Annotated in this window: 21 protein-coding genes; 7 read left to right on the top strand and 14 right to left on the bottom strand. The window is 71.2% G+C overall.

Going from position 1 to position 24,839, the window contains the following annotated elements; translation table 11 throughout:
- Positions 1-100 precede the first annotated feature (100 nt).
- Positions 101-649: a ComEA family DNA-binding protein gene (locus tag ABD830_RS10475; protein WP_344986371.1), complete on the top strand. Its 549-nt coding sequence runs from the start codon at positions 101-103 to the stop codon at positions 647-649.
- Positions 650-1,190: 541 nt separating this feature from the next.
- Positions 1,191-3,443, top strand: coding sequence for a ComEC/Rec2 family competence protein (locus tag ABD830_RS10470; protein ID WP_344986369.1), 2,253 nt, complete (start codon positions 1,191-1,193; stop codon positions 3,441-3,443).
- Between the two features lies 1 nt (position 3,444).
- Here ABD830_RS10470 and ABD830_RS10465 read toward each other — a convergent pair whose 3' ends face one another.
- Positions 3,445-4,260, bottom strand: coding sequence for an MmyB family transcriptional regulator (locus ABD830_RS10465; protein ID WP_344986367.1), 816 nt, complete (start codon positions 4,258-4,260; stop codon positions 3,445-3,447).
- A gap of 120 nt (positions 4,261-4,380) precedes the next feature.
- On the opposite strand from ABD830_RS10465, the gene holA reads away from it, so the two are divergent.
- Positions 4,381-5,352 carry a DNA polymerase III subunit delta gene (holA, locus tag ABD830_RS10460; RefSeq protein ID WP_344986365.1) on the top strand — a complete coding sequence of 324 codons (972 nt, stop codon included), beginning with the start codon at positions 4,381-4,383 and terminating at the stop codon, positions 5,350-5,352.
- A gap of 211 nt (positions 5,353-5,563) precedes the next feature.
- Here holA and ABD830_RS10455 read toward each other — a convergent pair whose 3' ends face one another.
- Both ABD830_RS10455 and ABD830_RS10450 read right to left on the bottom strand, forming a co-directional pair.
- Positions 5,564-6,694, bottom strand: coding sequence for an epoxide hydrolase family protein (locus ABD830_RS10455; protein WP_344986363.1), 1,131 nt, complete (start codon positions 6,692-6,694; stop codon positions 5,564-5,566).
- Between the two features lie 84 nt (positions 6,695-6,778).
- Positions 6,779-7,264, bottom strand: coding sequence for a MarR family winged helix-turn-helix transcriptional regulator (locus ABD830_RS10450; RefSeq protein WP_344986361.1), 486 nt, complete (start codon positions 7,262-7,264; stop codon positions 6,779-6,781).
- A gap of 68 nt (positions 7,265-7,332) precedes the next feature.
- Here ABD830_RS10450 and ABD830_RS10445 point away from each other — a divergent pair, with 68 nt between their 5' ends.
- Positions 7,333-8,532: an MFS transporter gene (locus tag ABD830_RS10445; RefSeq protein WP_344986359.1), complete on the top strand. Its 1,200-nt coding sequence runs from the start codon at positions 7,333-7,335 to the stop codon at positions 8,530-8,532.
- On the opposite strand, the gene ABD830_RS10440 is transcribed toward ABD830_RS10445, so the two are convergent.
- From ABD830_RS10440 to ABD830_RS10415, 6 genes are all read right to left on the bottom strand, one after another.
- A complete protein-coding gene (locus ABD830_RS10440; protein ID WP_344986357.1) occupies positions 8,525-9,217 on the bottom strand; it encodes an ABC transporter ATP-binding protein in 693 nt (230 codons plus the stop codon). The two genes, ABD830_RS10445 and ABD830_RS10440, sit on opposite strands and share 8 nt — an antisense overlap.
- Positions 9,210-10,127, bottom strand: coding sequence for an ABC transporter ATP-binding protein (locus tag ABD830_RS10435; RefSeq protein WP_344986355.1), 918 nt, complete (start codon positions 10,125-10,127; stop codon positions 9,210-9,212). The genes ABD830_RS10440 and ABD830_RS10435 overlap by 8 nt, the downstream gene beginning before the upstream one ends.
- Positions 10,124-12,691 carry an FtsX-like permease family protein gene (locus tag ABD830_RS10430; protein WP_344986354.1) on the bottom strand — a complete coding sequence of 856 codons (2,568 nt, stop codon included), beginning with the start codon at positions 12,689-12,691 and terminating at the stop codon, positions 10,124-10,126. The genes ABD830_RS10435 and ABD830_RS10430 overlap by 4 nt, the downstream gene beginning before the upstream one ends.
- A complete protein-coding gene (locus tag ABD830_RS10425; RefSeq protein ID WP_344986353.1) occupies positions 12,688-15,741 on the bottom strand; it encodes an FtsX-like permease family protein in 3,054 nt (1,017 codons plus the stop codon). Before ABD830_RS10425 ends, ABD830_RS10430 begins: the two co-directional genes overlap by 4 nt.
- Positions 15,742-15,919: 178 nt before the next feature.
- Positions 15,920-16,189: a 30S ribosomal protein S20 gene (gene rpsT / locus ABD830_RS10420; RefSeq protein ID WP_344986352.1), complete on the bottom strand. Its 270-nt coding sequence runs from the start codon at positions 16,187-16,189 to the stop codon at positions 15,920-15,922.
- Positions 16,190-16,299: 110 nt separating this feature from the next.
- A complete protein-coding gene (locus ABD830_RS10415; protein WP_344986350.1) occupies positions 16,300-17,286 on the bottom strand; it encodes a glycoside hydrolase family 18 protein in 987 nt (328 codons plus the stop codon).
- Positions 17,287-17,341: 55 nt separating this feature from the next.
- Between ABD830_RS10415 and lepA the strand changes: the two genes are divergently transcribed.
- Positions 17,342-19,168 (top strand): translation elongation factor 4, encoded by a 1,827-nt coding sequence (gene lepA / locus ABD830_RS10410; RefSeq protein ID WP_344986348.1) that lies wholly within the window; start codon positions 17,342-17,344, stop codon positions 19,166-19,168.
- Positions 19,169-19,186: 18 nt separating this feature from the next.
- Positions 19,187-19,678: a GNAT family N-acetyltransferase gene (locus tag ABD830_RS10405; RefSeq protein ID WP_344986346.1), complete on the top strand. Its 492-nt coding sequence runs from the start codon at positions 19,187-19,189 to the stop codon at positions 19,676-19,678.
- A gap of 6 nt (positions 19,679-19,684) precedes the next feature.
- On the opposite strand, the gene ABD830_RS10400 is transcribed toward ABD830_RS10405, so the two are convergent.
- Together ABD830_RS10400 and ccmA are read right to left on the bottom strand one after the other, a co-directional pair.
- The gene (locus ABD830_RS10400) at positions 19,685-21,217 is read right to left on the bottom strand and encodes a DUF6297 family protein (RefSeq protein ID WP_344986344.1); all 1,533 of its coding nucleotides are present in this window, start codon (positions 21,215-21,217) and stop codon (positions 19,685-19,687) included.
- On the bottom strand, positions 21,217-21,840 hold the full coding sequence (gene ccmA / locus ABD830_RS10395; protein WP_344986343.1) for a heme ABC exporter ATP-binding protein CcmA: 624 nt from the start codon (positions 21,838-21,840) through the stop codon (positions 21,217-21,219). Before ccmA ends, ABD830_RS10400 begins: the two co-directional genes overlap by 1 nt.
- A gap of 165 nt (positions 21,841-22,005) precedes the next feature.
- Here ccmA and ABD830_RS10390 point away from each other — a divergent pair, with 165 nt between their 5' ends.
- Positions 22,006-22,248, top strand: a complete 243-nt coding sequence (locus ABD830_RS10390; RefSeq protein ID WP_344986342.1) for a hypothetical protein — start codon at positions 22,006-22,008, stop codon at positions 22,246-22,248.
- 76 nt (positions 22,249-22,324) lie between these two features.
- Here the strand turns inward: ABD830_RS10390 and ABD830_RS10385 are convergent, their stop codons facing one another.
- Genes ABD830_RS10385 through ABD830_RS10375 form a run of 3 tightly spaced genes read right to left on the bottom strand, consistent with a single transcriptional unit; the run spans position 22,325 to position 24,797 of the window.
- Entirely contained in the window at positions 22,325-23,029 is a 705-nt protein-coding gene (locus tag ABD830_RS10385) for a response regulator transcription factor (protein WP_344986340.1), read from the bottom strand.
- Entirely contained in the window at positions 23,026-24,309 is a 1,284-nt protein-coding gene (locus tag ABD830_RS10380; RefSeq protein ID WP_344987657.1) for a sensor histidine kinase, read from the bottom strand. The genes ABD830_RS10385 and ABD830_RS10380 overlap by 4 nt, the downstream gene beginning before the upstream one ends.
- Positions 24,309-24,797 carry a hypothetical protein gene (locus tag ABD830_RS10375; RefSeq protein ID WP_344986338.1) on the bottom strand — a complete coding sequence of 163 codons (489 nt, stop codon included), beginning with the start codon at positions 24,795-24,797 and terminating at the stop codon, positions 24,309-24,311. Before ABD830_RS10375 ends, ABD830_RS10380 begins: the two co-directional genes overlap by 1 nt.
- Positions 24,798-24,839 lie beyond the last annotated feature (42 nt).

The raw sequence follows: 24,839 nt of genomic DNA, 5'->3' as shown, positions 1-24,839 counted from the left end.
TGTCCCCGTACCACTCACCTTCCAGGCATTCCGAGCGGCCCTCGCCGCCCAGGCTCCGGCCCTCGACCCAGGAAAGCCCGGTCTTCGGGTCCTGCTGGCCGTGGGAGCCCTCGCCGCCGCCGTCGCGGCCTTCTTCCTCTGGCGTTCCCAGCCCTCACCAGAGCCCTTGCCACCGCCCACTCCGATCGCCGCACATACGACCCCGTCGCCGACGCCGACCGCCCCGGCCAAGGTGACCGTCCACGTCACCGGAAAGATCCACAAGCCCGGTGTCTACCAACTCCCTTCAGGCTCACGGGTCACGGACGCCGTGACGGCAGCAGGAGGCGCGTCGCGCGGCGCCTCCACCGGCTCACTCAACCTCGCCAGACGCCTGGTCGACGGCGAGCAGATAGTCGTAGGCGGCACCGCCACCCAGGCAGCCCTCGGATCCTCCAGCACGGACCCGGGCGCCACCGCCGTACTCAACCTCAACTCCGCCACGACCGACCAACTCGAACAGCTTCCCGGCGTAGGGGAGGTCCTGGCAGCCCGTATCACCGAGTTCCGCGACTCTCATGGTGGTTTCACCGCAATTGAGCAGCTACGTGAGGTGACTGGAATAGGCCCACGTAAGTTCGACGAGCTCAAGGCGAGGGTCAGCGTCTGACATGGCTATTCCGCGCACCAGTGACACCCGCGCAGATCAGGCCACCCCAGTCCGCCCCAGCCGGGCCGGCGGAGCGCGAATCGGCCAGGCCGGGGGAATCCCCACCGAACAGGCGGGCGGAGTCAGCACCGACCAGGGCGGCGACAAGCGTGAACATGCCTGGCCACTCATCCTGCCCGCGCTCGCCGCCTGGGCGGGCGCCCTGACGCTACTCGGCTGCTCTGCCCGCACAGGCCTGATCGTCGCCATATCCGCGGCCCTGGCCGCGACGGTCGTAGCCTGGCGCGCCCGGTCCATACCGTCGCGCGACCAGTCCGTGACCGGGCCAACGAGACTCGCCGACCAGCCAACTCGGCTCATGTATCGGGGCCGCTGGCTTGGGCATCGGCACCCTTGGCCCGCGGACCGACTCCGTTGGCTCAGGCGCCGATTTGCTTGGCTCGGGGACCGACTCCCTTGGCATGGGTGCCGGCTATCTGGACTTCAACGGGAGGCACGGCGATCGGCTCTCCCGGCCCCATGGCGCAACATCGCCATTGCCATGCTCATCTGTGCCGCTGCGGCCTCGGCGTCGGTCGCCTTCCGGGTCCACGCCCTGAGCACCGGCCCAGCGGCCGACCTGGCCAAGAGGAACACCTCTGTAACCGCCCAGATCGCCCTGACAGACGACCCCAAGCGGAGAGCGAGCAGAGGCGGCCACTTCAACCAAGAGAGCTACGTGATCCCAGCCACCCTGGAGCTCATTCAAACGGCCCGCACCCGAGAGTCCGTCAACGTCCCCATCACCGTCTTCGCCAGCGGACACGACTGGAGCGCCTTTCTTCCCAGCCAGCACATTGAGGTCACCGGCCGCCTGGCCAGGCCGAACCCTGGCGATCTCGTTGCAGCCATCCTCCTGGTGCAGGGTCGCCCCCGGGTCCTGACAGCCCCGTCCGGCCTCCAGGCGGCGGCGGGCACCCTCAGGTCGGGCTTGCGAGCCGCCGCCGACGACCTTCCCGCCGATCAGCGAGGACTCCTGCCGGGTTTGGTCGTCGGTGATGTCTCACGCATGGACCCTCAAGTGACAGCCGACCTCAAGGAGGCAGGACTGAGCCGCCACTTGAACGCCGTAAGCGGTGCAAACCTGGCAATCGTGGCAGGCGCCACCCTTGCCCTGTCTCGCCTCCTCGGGCTCCCGCTCCCTCTGAGAGCTGTCTTCGCGGCTATCGCGATGCTCGCCTTCGCCGTGGTCGCCCGCCCGTCGCCGAGTGTCCTACGTGCCCTCCTCATGGGCCTGGCCGCCGCCATCGCGCTGGGCACAGGCCGCTCGAAGGACGGTCTGGCGGCTCTGTCGGCAACGGTCCTCCTCTTGGTGCTGTTCGCTCCCGAGCTGGCCCGCTCGTACGGCTTCGCCCTCTCGGTCGCGGCAACCGCGGGCATCCTCGTTCTCGCCCCACGCTGGCGCGATCGCTTGTCGCCGCCCAAGGGCGGGACCACCACCTCAGAGAGAGATGGGTCATCGGGCGGCGGCGCTTCCAAAGGGGCGTATGGGTCATCGGGTGGCGGCGACGCTTCCAGAAGGGCGTATGGGTTGCCGCGTTGGATGGCCGAGGCTGTCGCTGTGCCGGTGGCCGCGCAGATGGCGGTGACGCCCGTTCTCGTGCTGATGGCGGGACAACTGACCCCCGTCGCGGTGGTCGCCAACCTGCTCGTGGCTCCGGCGGTGGCGCCTGCGACGCTGCTCGGGTTCGGTGCCGCCCTGGTGGCGCCCGTATGGCCCGGAGGCGCCAGGCTTCTGGTGATTCCGGCCGGTTACGCGGTCGGGTGGATCGTCACGGTGGCCCGCTGGGCGGTCAACCTGCCGTTCGCCACCGTGCCATGGCCCGGTGGCCTTCCAGGATTGGGATTGCTTCTGGTCGTGGTGGCGGTCGCGATCCCGATCCTGCGGCGGCGGGCCTGGAGGGCGGTGGCGCTGACGGTGGCCGGTGCCGCCATGGTGGCGGTGCTGGTGATCCGGCCCATCGCCGGTTCGTGGCCGCCCAAGGGGTGGCTGATGGTGATGTGCGATGTCGGCCAAGGGGACGGCCTTGTCGTGGCGGCGGGGCCGGGGCGAGGCGTCGTGGTCGACACCGGGCCTGATCCGGTCGTCATGGACCGGTGCCTGCGCAGGGTCGGCGTTGACGACGTACCTCTGCTCATCCTCACCCACCCGCATGCCGACCATGTGGACGGCCTCGCGGGCGTGCTCAGGAACCGGCGCGTGGGAGCCGTGGTCGTCAGCCCGCAACGGACCGGTGCTCGATCCAGCGCTCACATCTCGGCCACACTGGTACGCCACCACATACCGGAATGGACGGCATCGCCAGGGGCGGGTTGGCGGTTCGGTCCGTCGGAGCTGACCGTGCTCGGCCCCGACCCCGCTCAGAGCGAGATGAACGGGCAGGGGGAGGGCAGCGAGATCAACAACTCCAGCGTGGTCGTCCACGTGCGCTGGCGGTCCGGCTCGATCCTGCTGAGCGGCGACCTGGAGACGGAGGCGCAGGAGGAGCTGTTGCGGCGGGTTGCGGTACGGGCCGACATCCTCAAGACCCCGCACCACGGATCCAACAGGCAGTCCCCGGCCTTCCTGTCGGCCGTCGGCGCGCGGGCCGCGTTGATCAGCGTGGGGGCCGGCAACGACTACGGCCATCCGGCCCTGTCCACGCTCGCGCTCCTCCACCGGCTGGGGGCCAGTGTCTACCGGACCGATAAATCCGGCGACCTCGCCGTTGTGGAGAGGGGAGGGGAGATGGCTGTGGTTTCGCGTGGCCTGTAGATCAAATGCCGTGGGAAAGGAAGGGAGGTGGGCATGGTTTCGTGTGGTCCGTATGCCCTCCATGCCCTGGGCGGGAAGGGAACCAGCCGTGATTTCGCGTATCCATAGGCTCCCCATGCCGTGAGAGGGAAAGAGAGGTGGTCGTGGTTCTGCGTGGCCGCGGTGCCCATGCCCTCAGGCCTGCCTGAGGAGGCCGTGGCGGAGGAGGCTCTCGGCCGTCGACGTGACCGTCTCTTCGCTGGAGCGTGGGGTCCAGCCGAGCAGGCGGCGGGCTTTGGCGCTGCTGAGGTGGCGGCGCCTTGGCCGTCATCCCGTCCCAGTCGCGGTAGAGCTCGCGCATCTCCTGCTCCAGGAACGCGGCGCGCAGAGAATTGACGCCCACGGCGAAGTGCGGGCACAAGGCGACCGCCATGGGGTTCGCGGCGAGCGTGACCATGTGCGGGCCGTGGACGTAGGCGGGAGTGGCGGTCCAGCTGTTGATCAGGCTCTCCACACCGGGGCTGACCTTCGCCGGACGCGCGGCCCTTCGCGATCTGGGACGCGGCGGGCGGGCCAGCTCGCGCAGGTACGTCTCCTCGTCACCGTCCAGCAGCAAGGCACGGGCGATGCCGTGAAGGACCTGCTCTGAAGGGTGACGGTCGCGCCCCTGCTCAAGACGGAGGCAGTACTCGGTGCTGATCCCCGCGAGCAGGGCTACCTCCTCGCGGCGCAGACCCGGCACCCGGCGCCTGTCGCCCCCGGGCTGACCGACGTCCTCCGGACGGACGCGCTCACGCCGGGAACGCAGGTAGTCGCCCAGCTCACTTCCGGTTGCCATGCAAACCACCATAAGCGCGACCTGCGCATTCTCCCTGTCCCTGGGAGTACCAGGCTGTCGATGGTGCTCCAAGGGCCCTTCGAGTACCAGGTTGTCGGCGGCGCGTGGCATGCTCCTGACATGGCGGGAACCGATCCAGCACCTGTGACCCTGGTCCTCGGCGATGAGGAGCTGATGGCCGAGCGGGCGGTCAGCGGTGTCGTCGCGGCGGCTCGGTCCGCTGACCCGGCAGCCGAGGTGCATGACCTCCTGGGCGGGAAGGTCGGTGTCGGGGAGCTGACGCAGCTGACTTCGCCGTCGCTCTTCGGCGATCGGTCCGTGGTGGTGATCCGATCGGCGCAGGATCTGGCGAAGGAGGTCATCGCCGAGATCGTCGCCTATGCCAAGCAGCCCTCCGACGACACCGTGCTGGTGCTGGCGCACCCGGGCGGGGTGAAGGGGAAGGCGCTGGTCGATGGGGTGAAGAAGGCCGGGGCCAAGGTGGTCACGGTTGACAAGGTCACCAAGGCAGGGGAGCGGCTCGACTTCATCAAGGGCGAGTTCAAGCGGGCCGGGCGGAGCATCGCCGGCGACGCGGCCCAGGCGTTGCTCGAGGCCGTGGGCAACGACCTGCGGGAGCTGGCGGCGGCCTGCAGCCAGCTGGCGTTCGACACGGAAGACAAGACGATCAGCGCGGCCGCCGTGGCTCGCTACCACAAGGGCCGGGCCGAGGTGACCGGCTTCAACGTGGCGGACTCCGCTGTCGAGGGCCGCCTGGCCGACGCGCTGGAGCAGTTGCGGTGGGCTCTCGGCACCGGGGTCGCTCCCGTCCTGCTGGTGAGCGCGCTGGCCGGTGGGCTGCGCTCGCTGGCCAAGGTCGGCAGCGCGCCGCGCAACCTTCGGGGTGGGCAACTGGCCAGCCATGTCGGCATGCCGCCGTGGAAGGTCGACCGGGTCAAGCGGCAGCTGAACGGGTGGGGGCCCGAAGGGCTGTCCAGGGCCATCCAGGCTGTGGCCAGCGCGGATGAGCAGGTCAAGGGCGGGGGAGCGGACCCCGCCTACGCGTTGGAGCATACGGTGCAGGTCATCGTCGCCTGCCGCACAGGGCGGTAGCGCGTCTCCCATGCCCTGACGTGGTGTGGTGTGGTGCCGTGTGCACGAGCGTCCAGCTGCTCTCGCCCCGCAGGCACTTCGGCGTTGCCTGGGCTCCAGGATGGGGCGGTGAGGCGAGGGCGCAGCTTGGGCGGGGGTCAGGAGACGGGGTGGCGGGCTGAGGGGGCAGCTTGGGCGCGTCCGGCGGGGCGAGGGCGCATCTTCGGCGGGGTCAGGAGGTGCGGCGGAGAGGGCGGAAGAACGTGGTCAGCTCCCGATGCATCAGCTCCGGCTCCTCCAACGCCAGGAAATGACCTCCACGTCCAGGTTCGCTCCAGTGGCGGAGGTCGGTGCAGGCTCGTTCGGCGATTGAGCGGGGGATGCCGGTCATGACCGGTTCGTGGCTGAGGGTGATGGCCGTCGGGACCGTGATCGGCGGCCGAGGGGTGTTGTGCTCCCAGTCGTAGTACTGCCTGAACGAGGTGCCGATCGAGCCGGTCGCCCAGTACAGCGTCAGGATCGTGAGCAGGGTGTCGCGGTCGAAGCGGGACTCCACGTCGCCGTGGCAGTCGCTCCAATCCCGATATTTGTCGACTATCCACGCAGCCAGTCCGGCGGGTGAGTCGACCAGGGCGGCGGCGATGGTGTCGGGTCGCGTCCCCATGATGGCGCTGTAGCCGCCGTCCTGCTCGTCGTACGCCTCCTCCGCCGCGACGAACGCCTGCTCCTCCGCCGACAGAGGAGGCTCGTCCAGCGAGGCGGGGAACGGCGGATGGATCAGGTGGATCCCGGCCACCTCCTCGGGATGGAGCGCGCCGAGCCACTGGATGGCCGCTCCGCCGATGTCGCCGCCGAAGGCGGCGTACCGCTCGTACCCGAGGGTGTCGGTCATCAGCGTGTGCAGCGTACGCGCCATCGCGGCCCGTGTGAGGGGCTCAACAGGCAGGTCGGAGTAGAGGAAGCCCGGCATGGACGGGATCACGACGTCGAACGCGTCGGCCGGGTCGCCGCCGTGGCGGGCGGGGTCGGACAGGCGTGCCGCCAGGGGGAGCATCTCCAGGAAGCTGCTCGGCCATCCATGGCAGAGGAGGATGGGCATGGGCGCGGGACCGACCCCGGGGATGCGTACGAAATGCAGGCCTTGCTCCCGGTGGTGCGGCAGCGCGTTGAGCTCCGCCTCCCGGGCGCGGTAGTCGAACCCCTCCGCCCAGTACGCCACGAGATCCCGCAGGTACGCGGGGTCGGCTCCGGCCTGCCACGGCTGCGCCCCGCTGCGATCCGTGAACCTGGTCGCACGCAAACGAGCCCGCAGGTCGTCCAGCACCTCGCCGGGCACCTCGATGCGGAAGGGGGATGGGGCCACGTAGTGCCTCCGAATCGCCGGAAATGACGGAACTGGAATACCACCGGTGGCCTGCCACGCTCAATCGGATTACCGGCGCAGAGGTCAGTGGCCGGCTTCCGCCTTCACCAGGAGCCGTTTGAGCAGGCCGTCCAGGAGGGCCTGGTCCGCGGGCGGGAGGGCGTTCACCAGGTCGGCCTCCACCTGCCCCCGGATCGTCATCGCGTCCATCCAGAGGTCGTGGCCCTTGGAGGTGAGCTCGACGTCCACCCGCCGGCGGTCCTCCGTGCTGCGTATCCGACGTACCAGACCCGATCGCTCCAGGGTGTCCAGCCGGCCCGTCATCCCCGCAGGGGAGAGCAGGAGGTCGGCGGCCAGCTCGGACGGGGTCGCGGAGCCGTCGCGTGCCACGAGCCGGTGCAGCGTCTCGAACTCGAAGTCCTGCATCCCCACCTCCTTCAGCGCCGCCTCCTTGGTGTGGGCCAGGTGCTTGACGAGGAACTGCATCCGCGTCACGACCGCCTCCACCCGCTCGTCGAACGGGGCCCTGCCGCGCCAGCGGGCCAGGTGGCGATCGACCGAGTCCTCCATGCAACGGATCATACGGCCGCAAGTATTTTGTTGACGAAACATTCGCTGGCGAAATATTCTGCTGACCTGTGATCAAGCGACTCCTCATCGGGCGGTGCCTGTCCGCGCTCGCCACCGCGCTCATCCCCACCACCCTGACGCTCGCGGTGCTGCGGGCGACCGGGGACGGCGGGGCGCTGGGCATCGTGCTGGCGAGCGAGATGGTGCCGCTCCTGCTGTTCCTTCCCGTGGGCGGGGTTCTGGCCGACCGGATCCGGCCAGAACGGGTCGCGCTGCTCGCCGACCTGACCCGGTGCCTGTCGCAGGCCGCCATCGCCGTGGAACTGCTGCTCGGCGTGAACCGGCTCCTCGATCTGGCGGTGCTGTCCGCCGTGGCGGGGGTGGCCATCGCGTTCGGCAGCCCGGCCGTGCCGAGGCTGGTGGTCGCGGTGGTGCCCGGCGAGGACAGGCTGCGGATGAACGCGCGCATCGGCGTGGCCACCAGCCTGTCCGCGGTCGTCGCTCCGGCGCTGGCGGGGACGGTCACGCTGGCCGCCGGTCCCGGCTGGGCGGCCGCGCTCACGGCGGCGCTGTTCGCCTGCTCGGCGCTCACTCTCGGCGGGATCCGCACGCCCGCGGCGCCCCATGCCGGAAAGGTCTCCTCCTTCGGCAGGGACGTGGCCGAGGGGTGGCGGGAGGTCAGGGGACGTCGATGGTTCCTGGCCTGCACGCTCGCGCACGGCGTGTGGCACTTCATGGCCGGGTTGTTCCTGACGCTCGCGCCCGTGACGGCCGTGCGGGAGCTCGGCGGCGAGGTGAGCTGGACGGTGATCGTGCAGAGCGGCACGGTCGGCCTGGTCCTGGGCGTGCTGGCCGCTCCTCGGCTGCCCATCCGCAGGCCGCTGGCGGTGGTCCAGGCCGGCGCCGCCTGCTACCTGCTGCCCATGGTGGCCCTGGCCGTGACGGCGCCCACCGCGGTGATGGCGGGGGCGTACTTCGTGGCGATGTTCGGGCTGGGGCTGCTCAGCCCGCTGTGGGAGACGGTGGTGGCCGACGAGATCCCGGAGCAGGCGCTGGGGCGGGTGCGCTCGTTCGACCAGCTCATCTCGTTCGCGTCGCGGCCGTTCGGGCTGGCCGTGGCGGCGCCGCTGGCCGGTGTCACCGGGGTGACGGCGCTCGCCCTGACCGGCGGCGTGCTGGTCGCCGCCGGGAACCTCGCCGCCATCCTCCCGTCGCGATCCTCCCTCCGGCACGCTCCCGCGGAAGGCGCCCCGGAGAGGGTCAGGTGAGTGCCGCCTCCTGTACGACGCCGTCGCTGATCTCCAGGACCCGGTCGGCCAGCGTGATCAGGCTGGGGTCATGGGTGGCGACCAGCGCCGTGACCCCTTCACTCCGTACGAGTGCCCGCAGCAGCTCCATGATCTGCCGCCCGGTCTGCGAGTCGAGCTGCCCGGTGGGCTCGTCGGCCACCAGCAGCCGGGGCCGGTTCGCCAGCGACCGCGCGATGGCGACCCGCTGCCGCTGCCCGCCGGACAGCTCGTACGGCCGCTGGTTGGCATGCTGCTCCAACCCCACCAGAGCCAGCAGCAGCCGGATGCGGGCCTCGCGCTCCTCCGCCGGCATCCGCAGCAGCCGCATCGGCACCCCGACGTTCTCCGCCGCCGACAGCACCGGGATCAGCCCGAACGACTGGAACACGAACCCCACCACGTCCCGCCGCAAGGCCAGCAGCGCGTCCTCGGACATGGCCGTGACCTCGTGCCCGTCGACCACCACCCGCCCGGCGTCCGGTCTGTCCAGGCCGCCGATCTGGTTGAGCAGGGTCGTCTTCCCGGAGCCGGACCGCCCGCGCACGGCGACGAGCTCCCCGGGGAACACCGAGAAGGACACCTCCCGCAGCGCCACGACCTCCTTGGGCCCGCTGCGGTAGACCTTGCGCAGCCCTTCCACCACGAGCAGGGGCGAATCAGTCATCAGAGGGCTCCTCCCGGGCGGGCCACACGCCGATGTGGTCGGATTCGAGCTCGAGGCGTACGCGCCGCTCCATCTGGAGGGCGCTCATGAAGTCACGTGGCAGCTGGAGCCGCCCCACCCGGTCCAGCACCGCGTACTCCTCGGCGACGATCTGTCCCTCGGCGCCCTCGCGCCGCAGCGTCTCGCTGCTGGTACGCCCGTCGCGAATGCCCACCGTACGGTCCACCTGCTCGGCCACCAGCGGATCGTGCGTCACGACGACCACGGTCACCCCCAGCTCCCTGTTGGCCTTCCGCAGCGCGTCGAAGACCTGCTCCGACGTCTCGCTGTCCAGCTCGCCCGTGGGTTCGTCGGCCAGGATGAGCTGCGGGGAGTTCGCGAGCGCGACGGCGATGGCCACCCGCTGCTGCTCTCCGCCCGACATCTCAGGAACCTTGCGGTCGGCGCAGTAGCCGACCCCGACCAGCTCCAGCAGCTCGAGAGCCCGCCCTCCACGCCGCCCGGCCAGCTTCATCGGCAGCTCGACGTTCTCCCGGGCGGACAGGTACGGCAGCAGGTTCCGCGCGGTCTGCTGCCAGATGAAGCCCACCACGGACCGCCGGTACCGCAGCCGGTCACGGGCGTTCATCGACAGCAGGTCCATCCCCGCCACCCTCGCCACCCCGGCCGTCGGCACGTCCAGCCCCGACAGCACGTTGAGCAGCGTGGACTTGCCCGACCCTGAGGCGCCGACGATGGCCACCAGCTCGCCCTTGTCGATCACCAGGTCGAGCCCCTGCAGGGCGACGACCTCGACGCCCTCGGTCTTGTAGATGCGCACCAGGTTGTCGCACACGATGTGCGCGTCGCCGCCGAACGCGGCCTTCTCCCGGGTGGCCCTGGCTTCCAGCTCGGACAGGGTCGGGTTCATGTCAGGTCCCCCACTCGCAGGACGGCGCCGAGGTTGCGGCGACGGCTGATGGCGGTGTGCGCGTACGCGCCGAGCACGGCGACGGCCGCGAGCCCGGCGGCCAGCGCAAGAGGTATGAGCAGGTCGAGCGAGTAGCCGCCGACAGGCAGGCCACCGGCGTACGACGCGAGGTCCACGCCGGGCCCGAGCGCGTACGGCAGGAAGAGGCCCAGGCCGAGCCCGACCAGAGCGGTCAGGAGGATCATGGGCAGGATCTCCAGCACGGTCAGCCGCTGCGCCTGGCGGTCCGACAGCCCGAGCGTACGCAGGAACGACACCGCCCGCGCCCGTTCGGCGGCGCCGACGACCAGCGACAGCACGACTGCGACCAGCGCGTACGAGCCCAGCGCCACCGTCACCACGACCAGCGCCCAGCGCACGGTACGGGTGAGCGGATCGTCCCTGATGGCGCTCAACGCCCGCTCCTGCGACTTCACGCTCGCCGACGGGATCAGCCGCGCCAGCGCATCGGGAGACACGTCTCCCTTGATCAGCAGCGTGTTCACGGCCGGCCGGGTCAGCACGCTCAGAGGCACGACCATGAACTTACCTTCGGTATAGAAACCGGGCACCGAGTCGATCACGCCCCGGGTGGCGAGCCTGACCCGCGACTGCCACCCGATCTCGAACGTCCCCCGCCCTCGCAGCTCGGGAGAGACCAGCGCGCCATCGGACAGGGCGGGCAGGCTCACGGTAGCGCCGTCCAGGATCCGGCGCCACTGCGCCACGTCCACCGCGATGGCCTCCGCGTTCTCCGCGCCGTACCCGACCTGCACCCGTCCCGTCTGGGCGGTCACCACCTGCTCCACCCCGGCGAGCCCGCGCACCTGCGAGATCGTGGCAGCCGGGATCTCGACCTCCGACGTCACCTTGATCGGCGCGCCGACCTGCTGCCAGGCGGCCAGCTGCTGCGTGCTCGCGATCCCGTCGGAGATCACCGCCGCGAACACCGACACGCCCAGCGCGGGCAGCAGGATCAGCACCGGCAGCACGCTGGCGGAGCGCGCCCTGGCCGCCCTGGTCAGTCCCAGGAACGGCACGGCCGCCCGCCCGCGCGCGGCCAGCCGGACGAAGAGCCGCAAGGGGTACGGGTAGCAGCGCAAGGTGATCAACGCGGCCGCCAGCGTCAGCCCGACCGGCACCAGGAGCAGGAACGGGTCACCGCCCGCCAGCCCGCGGGCCCGCAGCAGGTAGGCCCCCGCCAGCGCGAGCGCCACGACCAGCACCTCCAGCGTGATGCGGCGAGCCGAGACCCGGCCGGCGGCGACGTCGTCGCGGCGCTCGTGCAGCGGGGTCCGATGCGAGCGGGCCACCCGGGCGGCGGCGAACCCGATGGCCACCAGGACCACGACGGCCGGCCCCAGGTGCACGATCGGCAGCACGGGGCCAGGGACCAGGAAGGATAATCCATATCCGGCCAGACCGGCGGGCATCACCGCGATCCCGGTCACCGTGGCCGCGGCCCCGGCCACCTGACGCAGCGACCCGCCGCGCGCCCGGGCCACGGTCAGCGTGTGGTCGAGCCGGTCGGTCAGCAGCAGCACGGCCAGCGCGATCACGCCGAGCGCCACCGCCAGCAGCCCGCCGAGCACCAGGTACATCACCGTCTGCGCGGTGCCCAGCGCGGCCCGGAAGTCGGCGAGCAGCTTGGGCAGCCCGGTGTCCAGGTGGTACGGGCTGCCCGTGGACTGCAGCGCGGCCACCCGCCCGAACTCGGCGACCGCCGCGTCCAGGTCGGGCACCGCCAGCGCGCTCGCCCCCCGGGGGTCGATGGGCAGGATCCAGTGGTAGGAGAGGTTGCGTCCCTCGCTGCTGAGAGCGGTCAGTCCCTCATCGGAGATGAGGGTCGTGGTGTGCTTCTCGAAGTCCAGCGCGCCCGGCGGCTGGATCTTGGTGACCTGCAGGATCTCGAGGTTGTGGCTCCAGTAGCGGTCTGCCGGATTCCTGGCCTTGAAGACGCCGACGATCTTCACGGCGACGTAGTCGTTCTCGCCGAGCATCTTCTGCTGGCCCACCTGGAGGCCCATCTCGCGCTGGGCGTCCTCCGCGACGCCCACCTCGAACACCGGGATCGTCGCGCCTTCGTACCGCATCGTCGAGGGCCTGCCGGGGGCGCGCCCCTGGACCCAGTCGACGCGCTGGGCCGCGTCCGAGAGCCAGCCCAGGTTGATGTACGTCTGGCCGGCGGTCCCGGTGACGGGCGTGAGGGTGGTCTTGGCGCTCATGTGGCCCGCGCCGGTCACGAGCGGGCGCAGCGCCGCCGGCAGGATCTCGTGCCAGCGGCGGTCGCGGAGGTCGAACTGGCCGCGTTCGTGCAGATCCTCCTCCGGCGAACGCGACTCCACGCTCACCGTCAGGTCGGCCTGCCACGCGGGGGCGGCGGCCAGCGAGCGGCGCAGTGCCTCGTCGTACGAGGCCTGCATCGCCCTGGGCAGGCCCGCGACCAGCAGGCAGGCGCTCAGCGCCAGCACGAAGAGCACGGCCAGCGTGCCCAGGTGCACGCGGGCGAGCAGGGCGATCCTCACCGTTCCTCCACGAGTTGCCCGTGGTGCCCGCGCAATCGGCGCGCCAGCCCGGCCACGATGGCGAACAGCACGGCCGCCACCAGCGCCAGCATCGCGACGGTGGCGCCCCACGGGATGTCGAGCACCACACCCGGTGTGACCGCCGAGGCCTGCCCGGTCAGCACGATGTGCGGCACCACCAGCACGCCGACGACCACGGCGAGCCCGGTGCCCGCGGCCAGGGACAATCCGATGACGAACGCCTGCTCCATCGCCAGCAGCCCGAACACCTGCCTCGAGCTCACCCCGAGCGCCCGCAGGATCGCGAACTCGCCCCTGCGCTCCCGCGCCGCGACGGCCGCGTTCACCAGGAACCCGAGCGCCGCGAACACCAGCGCCGCCAGGAACCCGAGCATCAACGCTCCCTGCAGCCCGCTGGCCAGGGGGTCGTCCTGCAGTTCGGCCGCCAGCTCCCGCTGGTCGAGCGCGGTCACGTCCCACTCGGGCCGGGACTTGAGGGCCTTCACCGCGGGCGCGGTGTCGCCCGCCGCGAGCCACCATTCGGTCGCGGGTCTGGGCAGCTGCGCCGCGGCCAGCTCGTACGCCTGCAGCGTCCCCCAGTCGACGAGCACGGCCTTCTGCCCCGCGGCGGTCGTCGGCATGCTCTCCACGACAGCCACCACCTTGACCTGGAGCACCCTGCGGTCGATGCTGGCGGGCCCGACCTGCCCGGCGGCCAGCTTGAGCGAGGCGGCCAGGTCGGCGGTGAGCACCACGGGCAGCGGCCCTGGCCGGGGCAGCGGCGCGAAGGGGACGACCGTGGAGCGCGTCACCTTGGTGGCCGGCGGAGGGGCCGTCAGCTCGCGTCCGTCGGCGCTGAGGCCGGTCAGGGTCAGGTTCGCGGTGCCCTCCGGCGCGCTCGCGACGAGGCCGCGCAGCGACAGCGGGTACGTGATCTTCCCGGTGCGCCCGGCCAGAGTGCGGAGGTCGAGGTCGATCCGGTTCTCGCCCTTGTGCAGCACGCCGAGCGGCAGATCACGCCACACGCCCAGCGCGTCGGAGAGCACCAGGCGCGCCGGCAGGTCGGTGTCCACCTCGGCCCGGAGCGTCAGCGTGGACGGCTGACCCGGAAGGTCCAGTTTGCCCGCCTGGTCTCCCACCAGCGCGCGTGACATCTCACCGACCGGCTGAGGAGACAGGTCAGGACGAATATGGAACAGCGTGCCTAGCTTGGCGGCGTCCATGCCGAGCAGCAGCGCGCTCTCCCCGCTCACCTCGGTCTGCCCGCGGAAGCCCGGCGAGTACGCCGTGACGCCCGGCAGCGCCGCGAACGCCGTCCCGCGCCCGAGCGCCCCCAGCTCCGGCCCGTCCGGCGGCCCTGACAGCCGCAGATCGGCCCCTACCTGGTGGCGGGCCTGGTCGAGCTGCGAGGCCCGCCACGTGGACGCGGTGGCCATGGACACGACGCCGATCGCGATGGCCATGGTCAGCAGCAGGGCGGGGCCCGCGTACTTGAGCGGCCGCCTGCTCACCTGCCACGCCCCCAGAGCCGGGGCGAGCGTGGGCCGCCTGGAGGTCAGCCGCTCGGCCAGGTTCGAGATGCGCGGCACCAGCCGCAGCCCCAGCATGCCGCCCGCGAGCAGGGCCAGCGCGGGACCGGAGATGATCAGCGGGTCGATGCCGAGCGCTCCGGCGGCCGTCGCGGTGACCGGTGCGCCGTAGTGCTGGAGCTGCCAGATCGCCAGCCCCGCCACCACCAGCAGCGCCACGTCCGCGCCCGCCCGCTCGATCAGCCCGCGCCCGCCGCCGCGGCCGCGCGCCGACTGCTCCTCGACGTACGTGCGCCGCGCGCCCGCCAGCGCCGGCAGCACCAGCAGCACGGCCGCGGCCAGCGCCACGCCGAACGAGACGAGGAACGTGCCCAGATCGGGCGAGGGCGCCAGCCGCACCCCGGACGCCTTGATCCACGGCAACTGGTTGACCAGCGCGAGCAGCGGCGGGCCCAGGAACGGCGCGGCGACCGCGCACGGCAGCGCCACCAGCAGCGCCTCGCCTCCCGCCAGCGCCGCCAGCCGCACCGTGCCCGCGCCGCGCGAGCGCAGCAGCGCCACCTCCATGCGCCGGTGGTCCGCGAGCAGCCGCGCGGTGAGCATCAGCGCGTACGCGGCCAGCAGCAGCAGCTGCAGCACCGGGATCAGCATCGTGGAGCGGGCCACCAGGGACGCGGTGTCGAGCTGGGTCAGCATCTCGGGCAGCCGGCTGGCGGCCACGCAGCTCCCGCAGCCGTCCGCCTTCAGCCGCGCGCCCACCTCGTCGATCCCGCGGGCCATCGGCCGGAGCTGGGCGGGCGTCAGCGTGCGCAGGTCGGGCTCGGCGGTCCAGGTGGCGTTGACGTTCGTGGCGAAGCGGGCGACGAACGTCTCCCGCGGCACCATCAGCGGCCCGTACGTGGTGAAGTCGCCGCGATCCACGCCCCGGCTGAGCAGCTGCTCACCCGTCCACCGCTCGCCGAACGGATCATTGAGCTGGAACACGCCCACGATGTGCACCTTGACCGGGCGCGGGTCCAGGCGGCCCTTCGTGGTGAACTCCTGACCCGTCTTGAACCCGGTCGCCGAGGCCGCCGACAGCGAGATCGCGGCCTCCACCCGGTCGCCGGCCGCGTGCGGCCAGGCGCCGGAGACGAGTCTGGCGTGCCGGTCGAGGCCGTCGTAGCTGCCGAACCTGAGCAGCTCCGGGCGCTCCCTGCCGTCCTGGCCGGGCATGACGTAGGAGTCCGAGCGGAAGCTGGTGGTGAGGGCGGGCGGCCTGGTGTACGCCTTGCCGAGCTCGGCGCGTACGGCCTGGTCGAACTTCGGGAACGTCTGCGCCGTCACGGGGGCGCTGATGGTGGCGGCGATCTGGCGGTACGAGGCCGTCTCCATCGTCCTGCGGACACCGGCGTCGGCGATGGAGGAGGCGTACATCGTCAGCGCGACCAGCGTGGTCGTGGCGAGCAGGATCGAGCCGAACGCGGCCAGCAGGAGCAGCGGCTCACTGAACGCCCGCTTGACGACCAGCGGCCCCCGCATGCATCCCCCCTCGCCCGTTTAGTGCACCTTCGGGCAGATGCTGGACGGGAGGCAAGGTGATCTTTGCAACGGTGACGCACCCGATACGGGCGTGTGATATCGAAACTGTGACAAAAGGGTGCGGAAAACGAAAACGCCGCACCCCGGGAGGGAGTGCGGCGTCGCTACGCCAGGCGTACTACTTGGCGGCCAGCACCGCGGCCTGCTTGGCGATCGCGGACTTGCGGTTGGCGGCCTGGTTCTTGTGAATGACGCCCTTGCTGACGGCCTTGTCGAGCTGGCGGGCGGCGGCCTTCTGCAGCGCGACGGCCTGCTCGACGTCGCCCTGCTCGGCGGCCTCGCGGAACTTGCGGACGGCCGTCTTCAGGGAGGACTTGACCGCCTTGTTGCGCAGACGCGCCTTCTCGTTCTGCTTGTTGCGCTTGACCTGGGACTTGATGTTCGCCACGAAGAAGCCTCGGTGAAAGTCTGAAGTGATGGATGGGCGCGCGGGCTCGAGAGAGGGCGCGCCACACGCAGTTGTACAGGTTACCAAATAAACTCAGGTGCCTGCTCAAATCAACGCCAGCGCGTCATGTACTCCTGCCAGTCCTCCTCGGTGGCGGCGAAGTCCACGTAGAGGGCCAGGCCGAAGCGCTCCCGGCGGCCGTGCTCCGTTAACGCGAGTTTAGCGCCGTCCGCGGCCATGGCGACGCTCTCCGCGCCGTCGCCCCACGCGACGCCGTGGTCGTGGTAGGCGGGCGCGCCGATGAGCAGGGACTTGCCGTCGGGCACCAGGTCCAGGGCCAGCTCGGCCTGGCGGGCCACGTAGCCGCCGTAGAGGGACTGCAGGGGCGTGAACGAGTCGTACGTCATGACGGCGACCTGGTCCACGCGGTCCACGACCTGCTTGAAGTAGCTCTCGGACCAGTACTTGTCGTGGGCCAGAACGGCCCTTGCGGTCAGGCGCATCCCCGGGTACGGCTCGATCTGCGGGGTGGAGGTGGACAGCAGCTTCGTGTGCTGCCGGGTCCTGTCGAGGAGCTCGAGGAAGTCGGTGTCGTCGTCGCCGATCGGCTCGAAGTTGTAGTGGATGCCGTCGTAGCCCTGCTTCATGATGGCGGCCACCCCGGCCAGGACGTTCTCGCGGGCCTTGGGGTCGTCCAGGTCGAGGCCGTTCTCGACGGACTGGCCGAGCCAGGCGGAGACGCGGACCGCGGGGAGGCGCTCGTGCATCCACTTCACGAAATTTCCGGCGCTGGGGTATTTAGCGGGATTTAGCGTGCCGTCCCACTCGAAAGGGCCCGAGTGCACGTACACGTCCTTGATGCCCGTGGTGCGCAGCCGTACCGCCAGCTGCTCGACGTCACGCTCCGTACGGCGGCCGTCCACCCACATGTGGCCCAGCCACAGGGCGTCGTTGCCCGTGCTCTTCGCCCAGGCCGCCGAGGCACCGGTAAACTGGAGCCGGAGCGCGGCGGCGATCAGAGCGGCCAACGCGACCACGATGGCCAAGGCAAGCGTGAGCAGGCGCAGGCCGCGGCGGATGACGGTTCGGGCATTCATCCGGGCATGTCACCATGAAAGACGCTTGACCTCAACCCTGTCGAAACGGACTTCGGTGCGCACTCAGCCTGGCCAGACCGACCCCGCGTTGATCCGCAACTTCTGCATCATCGCGCATATCGACCATGGCAAGTCGACCCTTGCCGACCGGATGCTCCAGATCACCGGCGTGGTCGACGACCGCTCCATGCGCGCGCAGTACCTCGACAGGATGGACATCGAGCGCGAACGCGGCATCACCATCAAGTCGCAGGCCGTGCGGCTGCCGTGGGACGGCCACGTGCTCAACATGATCGACACGCCCGGCCACGTCGACTTCACCTACGAGGTGTCCAGGTCGCTGCAGGCGTGCGAGGGCGCCATCCTGCTGGTCGACGCCGCCCAGGGCATCGAGGCGCAGACGCTGGCCAATCTCTACCTGGCCATGAACGCCGACCTGCACATCATCCCCGTGCTCAACAAGATCGACCTGCCGGCGGCGCAGCCGGAGAAGTTCGCCGAGGAGCTGGCGGGGCTGATCGGCTGCGACCCGTCCGACGTGCTCAAGGTGTCGGGCAAGACCGGCGAGGGCGTGCGCGAGCTGCTCGACCACGTGGTCCAGACGGTGCCCGCCCCGGTGGGCAAGGCCGACGCGCCCGCCCGCGCGCTGATCTTCGACTCGGTGTACGACACGTACCGCGGCGTCGTCACGTACGTGCGGGTCGTGGACGGCCACCTGGGCAAGCGCGAGCGCATCCTCATGATGTCCACCAGCGCCACCCACGAGACGCTGGAGATCGGCGTCATCTCGCCCGAGCCCAAGCCCGCCGACCTCGGCCTGGGCGTCGGCGAGGTGGGCTACCTCATCACGGGCGTCAAGGACGTCCGCCAGTCGCGCGTCGGTGACACCGTCACCTCGGCCACCAAGCCCGCCGGTGACATGCTGGCCGGCTACGAGCACCCGAAGCCGATGGTGTTCTCCGGGCTCTATCCGATCGACGGCGACGAATATCCCGAGCTGCGTGAGGCGCTCGACAAGCTGCAGCTCAACGACGCGGCGCTGGTCTACGAGCCGGAGACCTCGGCGGCGCTCGGGTTCGGCTTCCGGGTCGGGTTCCTGGGGCTGCTGCACATGGAGATCGTGCGCGAGCGGCTGGAGCGCGAGTTCGGCCTGTCGCTGATCTCCACCGCGCCCAACGTGGTCTACCGCGTGGTCATGGAGGACGGCAAGGAGCTCACCGTCACCAACCCGTCGGAGTTCCCGACGGGCGGGAAGATCGCGCAGGTCTTCGAGCCGGTCACCAAGTCGACGATCCTGGCGCCGGCCGAGTTCATCGGGGCGATCATGGAGATCTGCCAGGGGCGGCGCGGTCAGCTGCTGGGCATGGACTACCTGTCGGAGGACCGGGTCGAGATCCGCTACACGCTGCCGCTCGGCGAGATCATCTTCGACTTCTTCGACCAGCTCAAGTCGCGCACCCGTGGCTACGCCTCGCTCGACTACGAGCCGGCCGGCGAGCAGGAGGCCGACCTGGTCAAGGTCGACATCCTGCTGCAGGGCGAGGCGGTCGACGCGTTCAGCGCCATCGTCCACAAGGACAAGGCCTACACGTACGGCGTCGACATGGCGAAGAAGCTGCGGGAGCTGATCCCCAGGCAGCAGTTCGAGGTGCCGATCCAGGCCGCCATCGGGGCCCGGGTCATCGCCCGCGAGAACATCCGCGCCATCCGCAAGGACGTCCTGGCCAAGTGCTACGGCGGTGACATCTCCCGTAAGCGCAAGCTGCTGGAGAAGCAGAAGGAAGGCAAGAAGCGGATGAAGATGGTCGGGCGCGTGGAGGTCCCGCAGGAGGCCTTCGTCGCCGCGCTCGCCACCGATTCCAGCACCGACAAGAAGAAGTGAACCGCCTAGTCTGAAACCATGGAAGTGGTGCAGACGGCGCGATTGGTGCTTTCTCGGGTCACACTCGACGATCTAGCCGCTGTCCACGAGATCCACTCCGACCCGCGGACGAACGTCTACAACCCCGCCGGCCCGACTCCCGATCTGGAGTCGAGCCGGGCCATGCTGGATCTGTGGCTGGCCGACTGGGCCGAGCGGGGGCTCGGCTACTGGGCGGCGCGGGCCAAGGGCGAGTCGGAGGTGCTCGGGTTCGGAGGGCTGCGCCATGCTCTCCTGGGCGGGGAGCACGTGCTGAACCTCTACTACCGCTTCCGGCCGTCCGCCTGGGGGCACGGGTACGCGGGTGAGCTCGTGGAGGCGGCGCTGCGGATCGGCAAGGACCTCGGCACGGTCGTGGCGGTTATCCGCGACATCAACGGGCCGTCGCATCGGGTGGCGGAGCGGGCCGGCATGCGCAAGGACCGGACGATCCCGTACGGGGGCGTGCCCAGCGACATCTACGTTGCCTGACCCGCTCTATCTGCGCCACACGTACGCCACGAGCGTCAGGACCCCGACCACGCCCTGAGCCGCCAGGAACCCGCCCAATGCGCCGGGCGGGGACAGCAGGGCCGCGACGGCGGGCAGGCATCCGAGCACGGCCAGATCCGTTCCGGTGGCGGCCCAGAGCAGCGGGCCGGTCGGGATCGCGCCGCCCGGGGTGTCGATGACCGGCATGGAGTGATCGACCGGGCCGCGCCTGGCCATCCGCAGCGCACCGGCGGCCAGCGCGGGAGCGACCAGCGGCCCGAACAGCCACCACCCCCCGGCGAACGCGCTCAGTCCGGCCGCTCCCACACCCGCCCACGGGCCCAGGCCGTCCAGCGCCAGGCTCGCCGACGCGCTCAGGCAGGCCAGCGCCAGGGTTGCCCACGCGCCGCTGAGCAGCGTCGGCAGCAGCGCGCGGGCCGCGAGCGCGGAGCGGTGCCCGACGCCGATGATCCGGGAAAGGGCCGGGTTGTCGTGGTCCCGGCGCGCACCCGACACGCTTGCCGCCGCCACGGCCAGCGCTCCCGCCAGCACGACCGCCCCCAACGCCACCGGACCCGCGCCCGCCTGGGCCGGCACGACGGGCAACGCGGCCGCCCCGGCCATGGCCGCCAGCCGCCCGGGCCGGCGTGCCAGCCGCCGCCAGTCCTGCCAGGCCAGGGCGAGCGGCGCCGGCAGTGACGGCCAGCGCCGCGACCTGAGCTTTCTCGCGCGCCAGTGGTTGTCCTCGGCGATCCAGGTGAGCGCGCCGGGATCGAGCCCCACGGCGGCGTTCGCCACGTGGCCCGCACGGGTGGACGAGGCCAGGAGGGTGCGGGTGGGGATCCGGTCGAGCGACGCCCACGCCCGCCGTACCAGCAGCGCGGACACCACGACAGCCGCGGAGGCCGCCGTGGCGACCGTCGAGAGGGGGGCGCTCGCGGCGATGGCGAGCACCGTACGGGCCTGACCGCTCACCGCCACGACAGCCAGGACCAGCAGCGCGACCATCGCCGCCGTCAGCCAGAACTGCCAGGACGGGGAGGCCTGACCGAGCACCGCCAGCGCCGTCCCGCCCACGGCCGCCGACACTCCCAGCACCAGCGCGCCGAGCAGCCGCCAGACGAGCTGGTCGGGTGCGCCCAGCACCGCCAGCATCCCCAGCCCGAGCGCCGCGCCCGCCACCACCGCGACCATGATCAGCACCCGTCCGGTACGCGCCAGCACGTGCCGCCGGTTGAGTGGCGAGAGCAGGAGCCAGGACGCGTCGGCGGGAGGCAGCAGGACGGGCCCCATCGCCCGGGCCGCGAACAGGAAACCGGCCAGCGCCAACGCGACCAGCGCAGCGCCCGCGCTCATGCGTGCGGGATCGACGGGTCCGGCCAGCCCGGTGAGCACGGTGGACAACGGCCGGCCGAGCACCGCGATGAGCATCACCAGGCCGAAGCCGGAGACGTACCGGTCGAGGAGGCCGCGCGGGGTCCGGCCGCGCGAGCGGACGTACGCCCGCACCGACTGCACGCTTGCCTCGGCTCCGCTCATCACGCGACCACCCCTGACGGCGAGACCTGGCGGGCACGGGCGGCCAGGCCTTGGTCGTGCGTGGCCATGACCACCGTGCCGCCCGCAGCCGCGTATGCGCCGAGCAGGTCGGCCAGCCGGGCCCGGAAATCGGCGTCCAGCCCGCGTTCCGGCTCGTCCAGCAGCAGCAACGTGCTGGGTCTGAGCAGTGTGGCGGCTAGGGCGAGGCGCTGGCGCTGGCCGGTGGACAGGTTCAGCGGCGCCGAGTCGGCCCGCTCCACCAGCGCGAACTCCTCCAGCGCCGCCTCGGCCGTCATGCGCGGCCGGGCATGCACGGCGCCCATCAGCTCCAGGTGCTCCCGGGCGGTGAGCCCCGGATACCAGGCAGGCTCGTCGCCCAGCAGCGCGACCTCGCGCCAGAATGCGGCATCGTCGGCGGGCGCCTTCCCGAACACCCGCACCTCACCCGAGGCGGCGGGCTGGAGCCCGGCCAGGCAGCGCAGCAGGGTCGACTTGCCGGAGCCGTTCGGGCCGACCACGGCCACGATCTCGCCCGTGGAGACGGTCAGCTCCATGCCTCGCAGCACGGGGTTGCCGCCCAGTTCGACCGTGAGCTTGCGAACGTTGATGATCGAGTCGTACACCGTTCGAGAGTAGCCACTGGCGTGGTCGGTGGCGCGGGCGGGCGATCATCGGGGGATTTTCTGTCGGTGCCGTCGCCTATTTTTCTGTTCCGAACACCAGTGCGACTGGAGGGTGACGTGATTGCTTCTGAGCGCTTTGAGCGTGCCGCCGTGTTGGGGGTCGCCGTGGCTGAGGAGACTCGACGGCTGCTGCGACTCCACCTGGCTTCGGAGCAGGAGGAGGACGACGGCACGGTGCTCGTCGATGTGCCCTATCCCGATGCGGTCGTGGTGACGGCGCTGCTCGACGTGGCGGCGGAGTGTTTCGGCGAGCGGGGCGACTCGGTCGAGGAGACCAGGCAGGCGGCGTTGGAGACGTTGTTACAGCTGGCCGGGTTCGATGGCGAGTCCCAGCTCAACGCGGGCTGAGCCGGTCCCGTCGCCGCGGTCTCCTCGTGGTTGCGGCCTCCCCGTGACGGGGGTCTTCGTGCAGCGGGGAGGCGGCTCAGTGCGGGCGTGCCATGCCGTGCCGGAACGCGTAGGTGACCGCCTGCGCCCGGTCCCGCAGGTGCGCCTTGGCGAAGAGGTTGTTGATGTGGGTCTTGACGGTGGCCTCCGTGACGTGAAGGCGGGAGGCGATCTCGGCGTTCGAGAGGCCGTCGGCGATGAGGGCCAGCACCTCGCCCTCGCGCCGGGTCAGCCCGTGAGGCAGCGCGCCCGGAGCCGTCGGGCTGGGCGCCGGGGTGCTGGTTTCGGCAGGAGGGATGGGGATCGTGGCGGGTTGGGGGGGAGATGTCGACATGGTGTCCAGGAGGCGGCGTTGGACGGTGGGGTCGAGTTGGGCGTCGCCGCGCATCACCGTGGCGACGGCTCTGGCGATGTCGTCGGAGTCGGCGTCCTTGGTGAGGAAGCCGCGCGCACCGGCTTTCAGCGCGGCGAAGACGGACGCGTCGTCGGAGTACGTGGTGAGGACCACGACCTGGGTGTCCGGGTACGCCGAGCGGATGCGCCCGGTGGCCTCCACGCCGTCCATGCGAGGCATGCGCAGGTCCATCAGCACCACGTCGGGCCGCTGCTCCTCGACCAGCCGGAGCGCCGCCTCGCCGTCGCCCGCCGCGCCGACGACCTCGATCTCGGGCAGCAGGCCGAGCAGCAGCACCAGGCCCTCACGCACCACGGCCTGGTCGTCGACCACGATCACCCTGGTCATGACGGCACCTTCAGGTGGACGAGGAAGCCGCCGTCGTGTTCGCCTGCCGACAGCGTTCCGCCCAGTAGTTCGGCGCGTTCGCGCATGCCCACGAGGCCGTAGCCCCCTCCGGGGGAGCCCTTTTCGGCGGAGGCCGGGTTGGTGACGCGCAGCTCGCACCAGGGCGGGCCGAACTCGAGCTCGACCGTGGCCGGGCTGCCGGGGGCGTGGCGGCGTACGTTCGTGAGGGCTTCCTGGGCGGTCCGGACCAGGGCGAGCTCCGTTTCCGGCGGCAGGCGGCGTTCAGGTCCCGAGACGCGGAGCGTGCAGGGCTGGCGCGTGGTGCTCTCGAAGTCCTCCGCGAGCGTGCGCAGCGCCACGGGGAGCGCGGGCGGATCCTCGCGCAGTGCCGCCACCGCGCGCCTGGCCTCCTCGAGCCCCGACTTGGCCAGGTCGCGGGCGTGGGTGACGCGTTCGAGCGCCTCGGCGCTCCGCTCCGCGCGGAGCAGCAGCTTGGCGCCCTCCAGGTGGACGAGCTGGGCGGAGAGGGAGTGGGCGAGGATGTCGTGGATCTCCCTGGCGATCCTGGCGCGTTCCGCGAGTACGGCCTCACGTGCCTGGGCGGCTCTGGTGGCCCTGCGCTGCTTGGCCGCGTACGAGAGCAGGAAGATCAGGCAGTTGCTGAGGATGAGAGGGAGGTCCTGGGCAGGGTTGCCGGCGATCCAACCCGCTACGACCAGCCCCACGACGACCAGCACGCCGATGGGCAGCGCCTGGCGCAAGGGGAACCGGGTCACGGCCAGGCTCACACAGATGAGCAGGGATGCGATCGCCGCACCACCGCCCTGGGTCAGGGTGCCGAGGGCGATGGAGAGGACCACGGCCAGGCCGAGGGCGATCAGCGCGACAGGCACGCCGAAGACGAGAAGGGGGCGGCGTTCGTCTGATGGTGGGTGGTCGCCGTCCGCTCCCGGCAGGCGGTTGTGCGGGTCCGAGGGCGGGCTCGCGGGCCGATGCGGCCGCCGCAACGCGTTCCACAGCGGCAGGTCGTGGAGGCGCGATCGTCGAAGAGCGGCCAGCGCGTTGACCGTGTGCCCCCGTGCCACCGGACGTTCGGGGCGGCGGATCGCCAGGAGCAGGACGGTGAGCAGGGCGACGGCCAGCGCGACGCTCATGAGGGTGATCGCAAGTGAGGTGCCGGTCAGGCCAGGGGCGGGGGTCGCTCTCATCTGGGCCCCGGCCAACAGCGCGATCGTCCCCAGCCGCAGTGCGGTGGGGACGATTCGGGACGGCTCACGCATCACCTCACGACGGTACCGGGTCGCCTGCCCGCGCTGGAGAGGGCACGTCCGCGCTGAGCGACGAGGTACGCCTGGGCGCCGATGGTGAGACCGACGAACAGCAGGATCCCGGTGGGGGAGGAGGTGAGGCCGAGGGCCTGGCCGGCGAAGTAGAGGCCGACGCGGACCGCGATCGACACCAGCCACGCCAGCAGGGTCCAACCCGTGGCCTTCGACCAGGCGGTGCCGGACTCGTCCAGCCATACCCGTACGGTCGTCGCACGCCACACGCCGAGTGCGACGGCGATGACGGCCTCCACCAGAAGCAGGCCGATGCTGAGCGCGAGGTGCCGGGCGTCGATGAGCCCGCCCGTGACGACGCCGACGACGCTCATGACGGCGGCGGTGTAGAGCAGGCCCCGCTTGGCTGTGGGGCGGGTCTTCATCTGGCGGTAGACGACGAAGAGCGCGACGAGGGGGATGAGGAAGGAGATCGGCATGTAATCCACGGGTTTGACCGTAGGGATGGGAGGGGGCGTAGCGGATCGGCC

It is taken from the genome of Nonomuraea helvata, from assembly GCF_039535785.1.
GTDB classification, from domain to species: domain Bacteria; phylum Actinomycetota; class Actinomycetes; order Streptosporangiales; family Streptosporangiaceae; genus Nonomuraea; species Nonomuraea helvata.
The sequence above is the reverse complement of the archived record's forward strand: the minus strand, read 5'-3'. Positions and strand labels throughout refer to the sequence as shown.

Coding starts and splice junctions, on each gene's coding strand:
- ABD830_RS10470 (WP_344986369.1), top strand. CDS start 1,191: ATGCTCATCTGTGCCGCTGCGGCCTCGGCGTCGGTCGCCTTCCGGGTC.
- ABD830_RS10465 (WP_344986367.1), bottom strand. CDS start 4,260: ATGGCAACCGGAAGTGAGCTGGGCGACTACCTGCGTTCCCGGCGTGAG.
- holA (WP_344986365.1), top strand. CDS start 4,381: ATGGCGGGAACCGATCCAGCACCTGTGACCCTGGTCCTCGGCGATGAG.
- ABD830_RS10450 (WP_344986361.1), bottom strand. CDS start 7,264: ATGGAGGACTCGGTCGATCGCCACCTGGCCCGCTGGCGCGGCAGGGCC.
- ABD830_RS10440 (WP_344986357.1), bottom strand. CDS start 9,217: ATGACTGATTCGCCCCTGCTCGTGGTGGAAGGGCTGCGCAAGGTCTAC.
- ABD830_RS10435 (WP_344986355.1), bottom strand. CDS start 10,127: ATGAACCCGACCCTGTCCGAGCTGGAAGCCAGGGCCACCCGGGAGAAG.
- ABD830_RS10425 (WP_344986353.1), bottom strand. CDS start 15,741: ATGCGGGGGCCGCTGGTCGTCAAGCGGGCGTTCAGTGAGCCGCTGCTC.
- ABD830_RS10415 (WP_344986350.1), bottom strand. CDS start 17,286: ATGAATGCCCGAACCGTCATCCGCCGCGGCCTGCGCCTGCTCACGCTT.
- ABD830_RS10405 (WP_344986346.1), top strand. CDS start 19,187: ATGGAAGTGGTGCAGACGGCGCGATTGGTGCTTTCTCGGGTCACACTC.
- ABD830_RS10400 (WP_344986344.1), bottom strand. CDS start 21,217: ATGAGCGGAGCCGAGGCAAGCGTGCAGTCGGTGCGGGCGTACGTCCGC.
- ABD830_RS10385 (WP_344986340.1), bottom strand. CDS start 23,029: ATGACCAGGGTGATCGTGGTCGACGACCAGGCCGTGGTGCGTGAGGGC.
- ABD830_RS10380 (WP_344987657.1), bottom strand. CDS start 24,309: ATGCGTGAGCCGTCCCGAATCGTCCCCACCGCACTGCGGCTGGGGACG.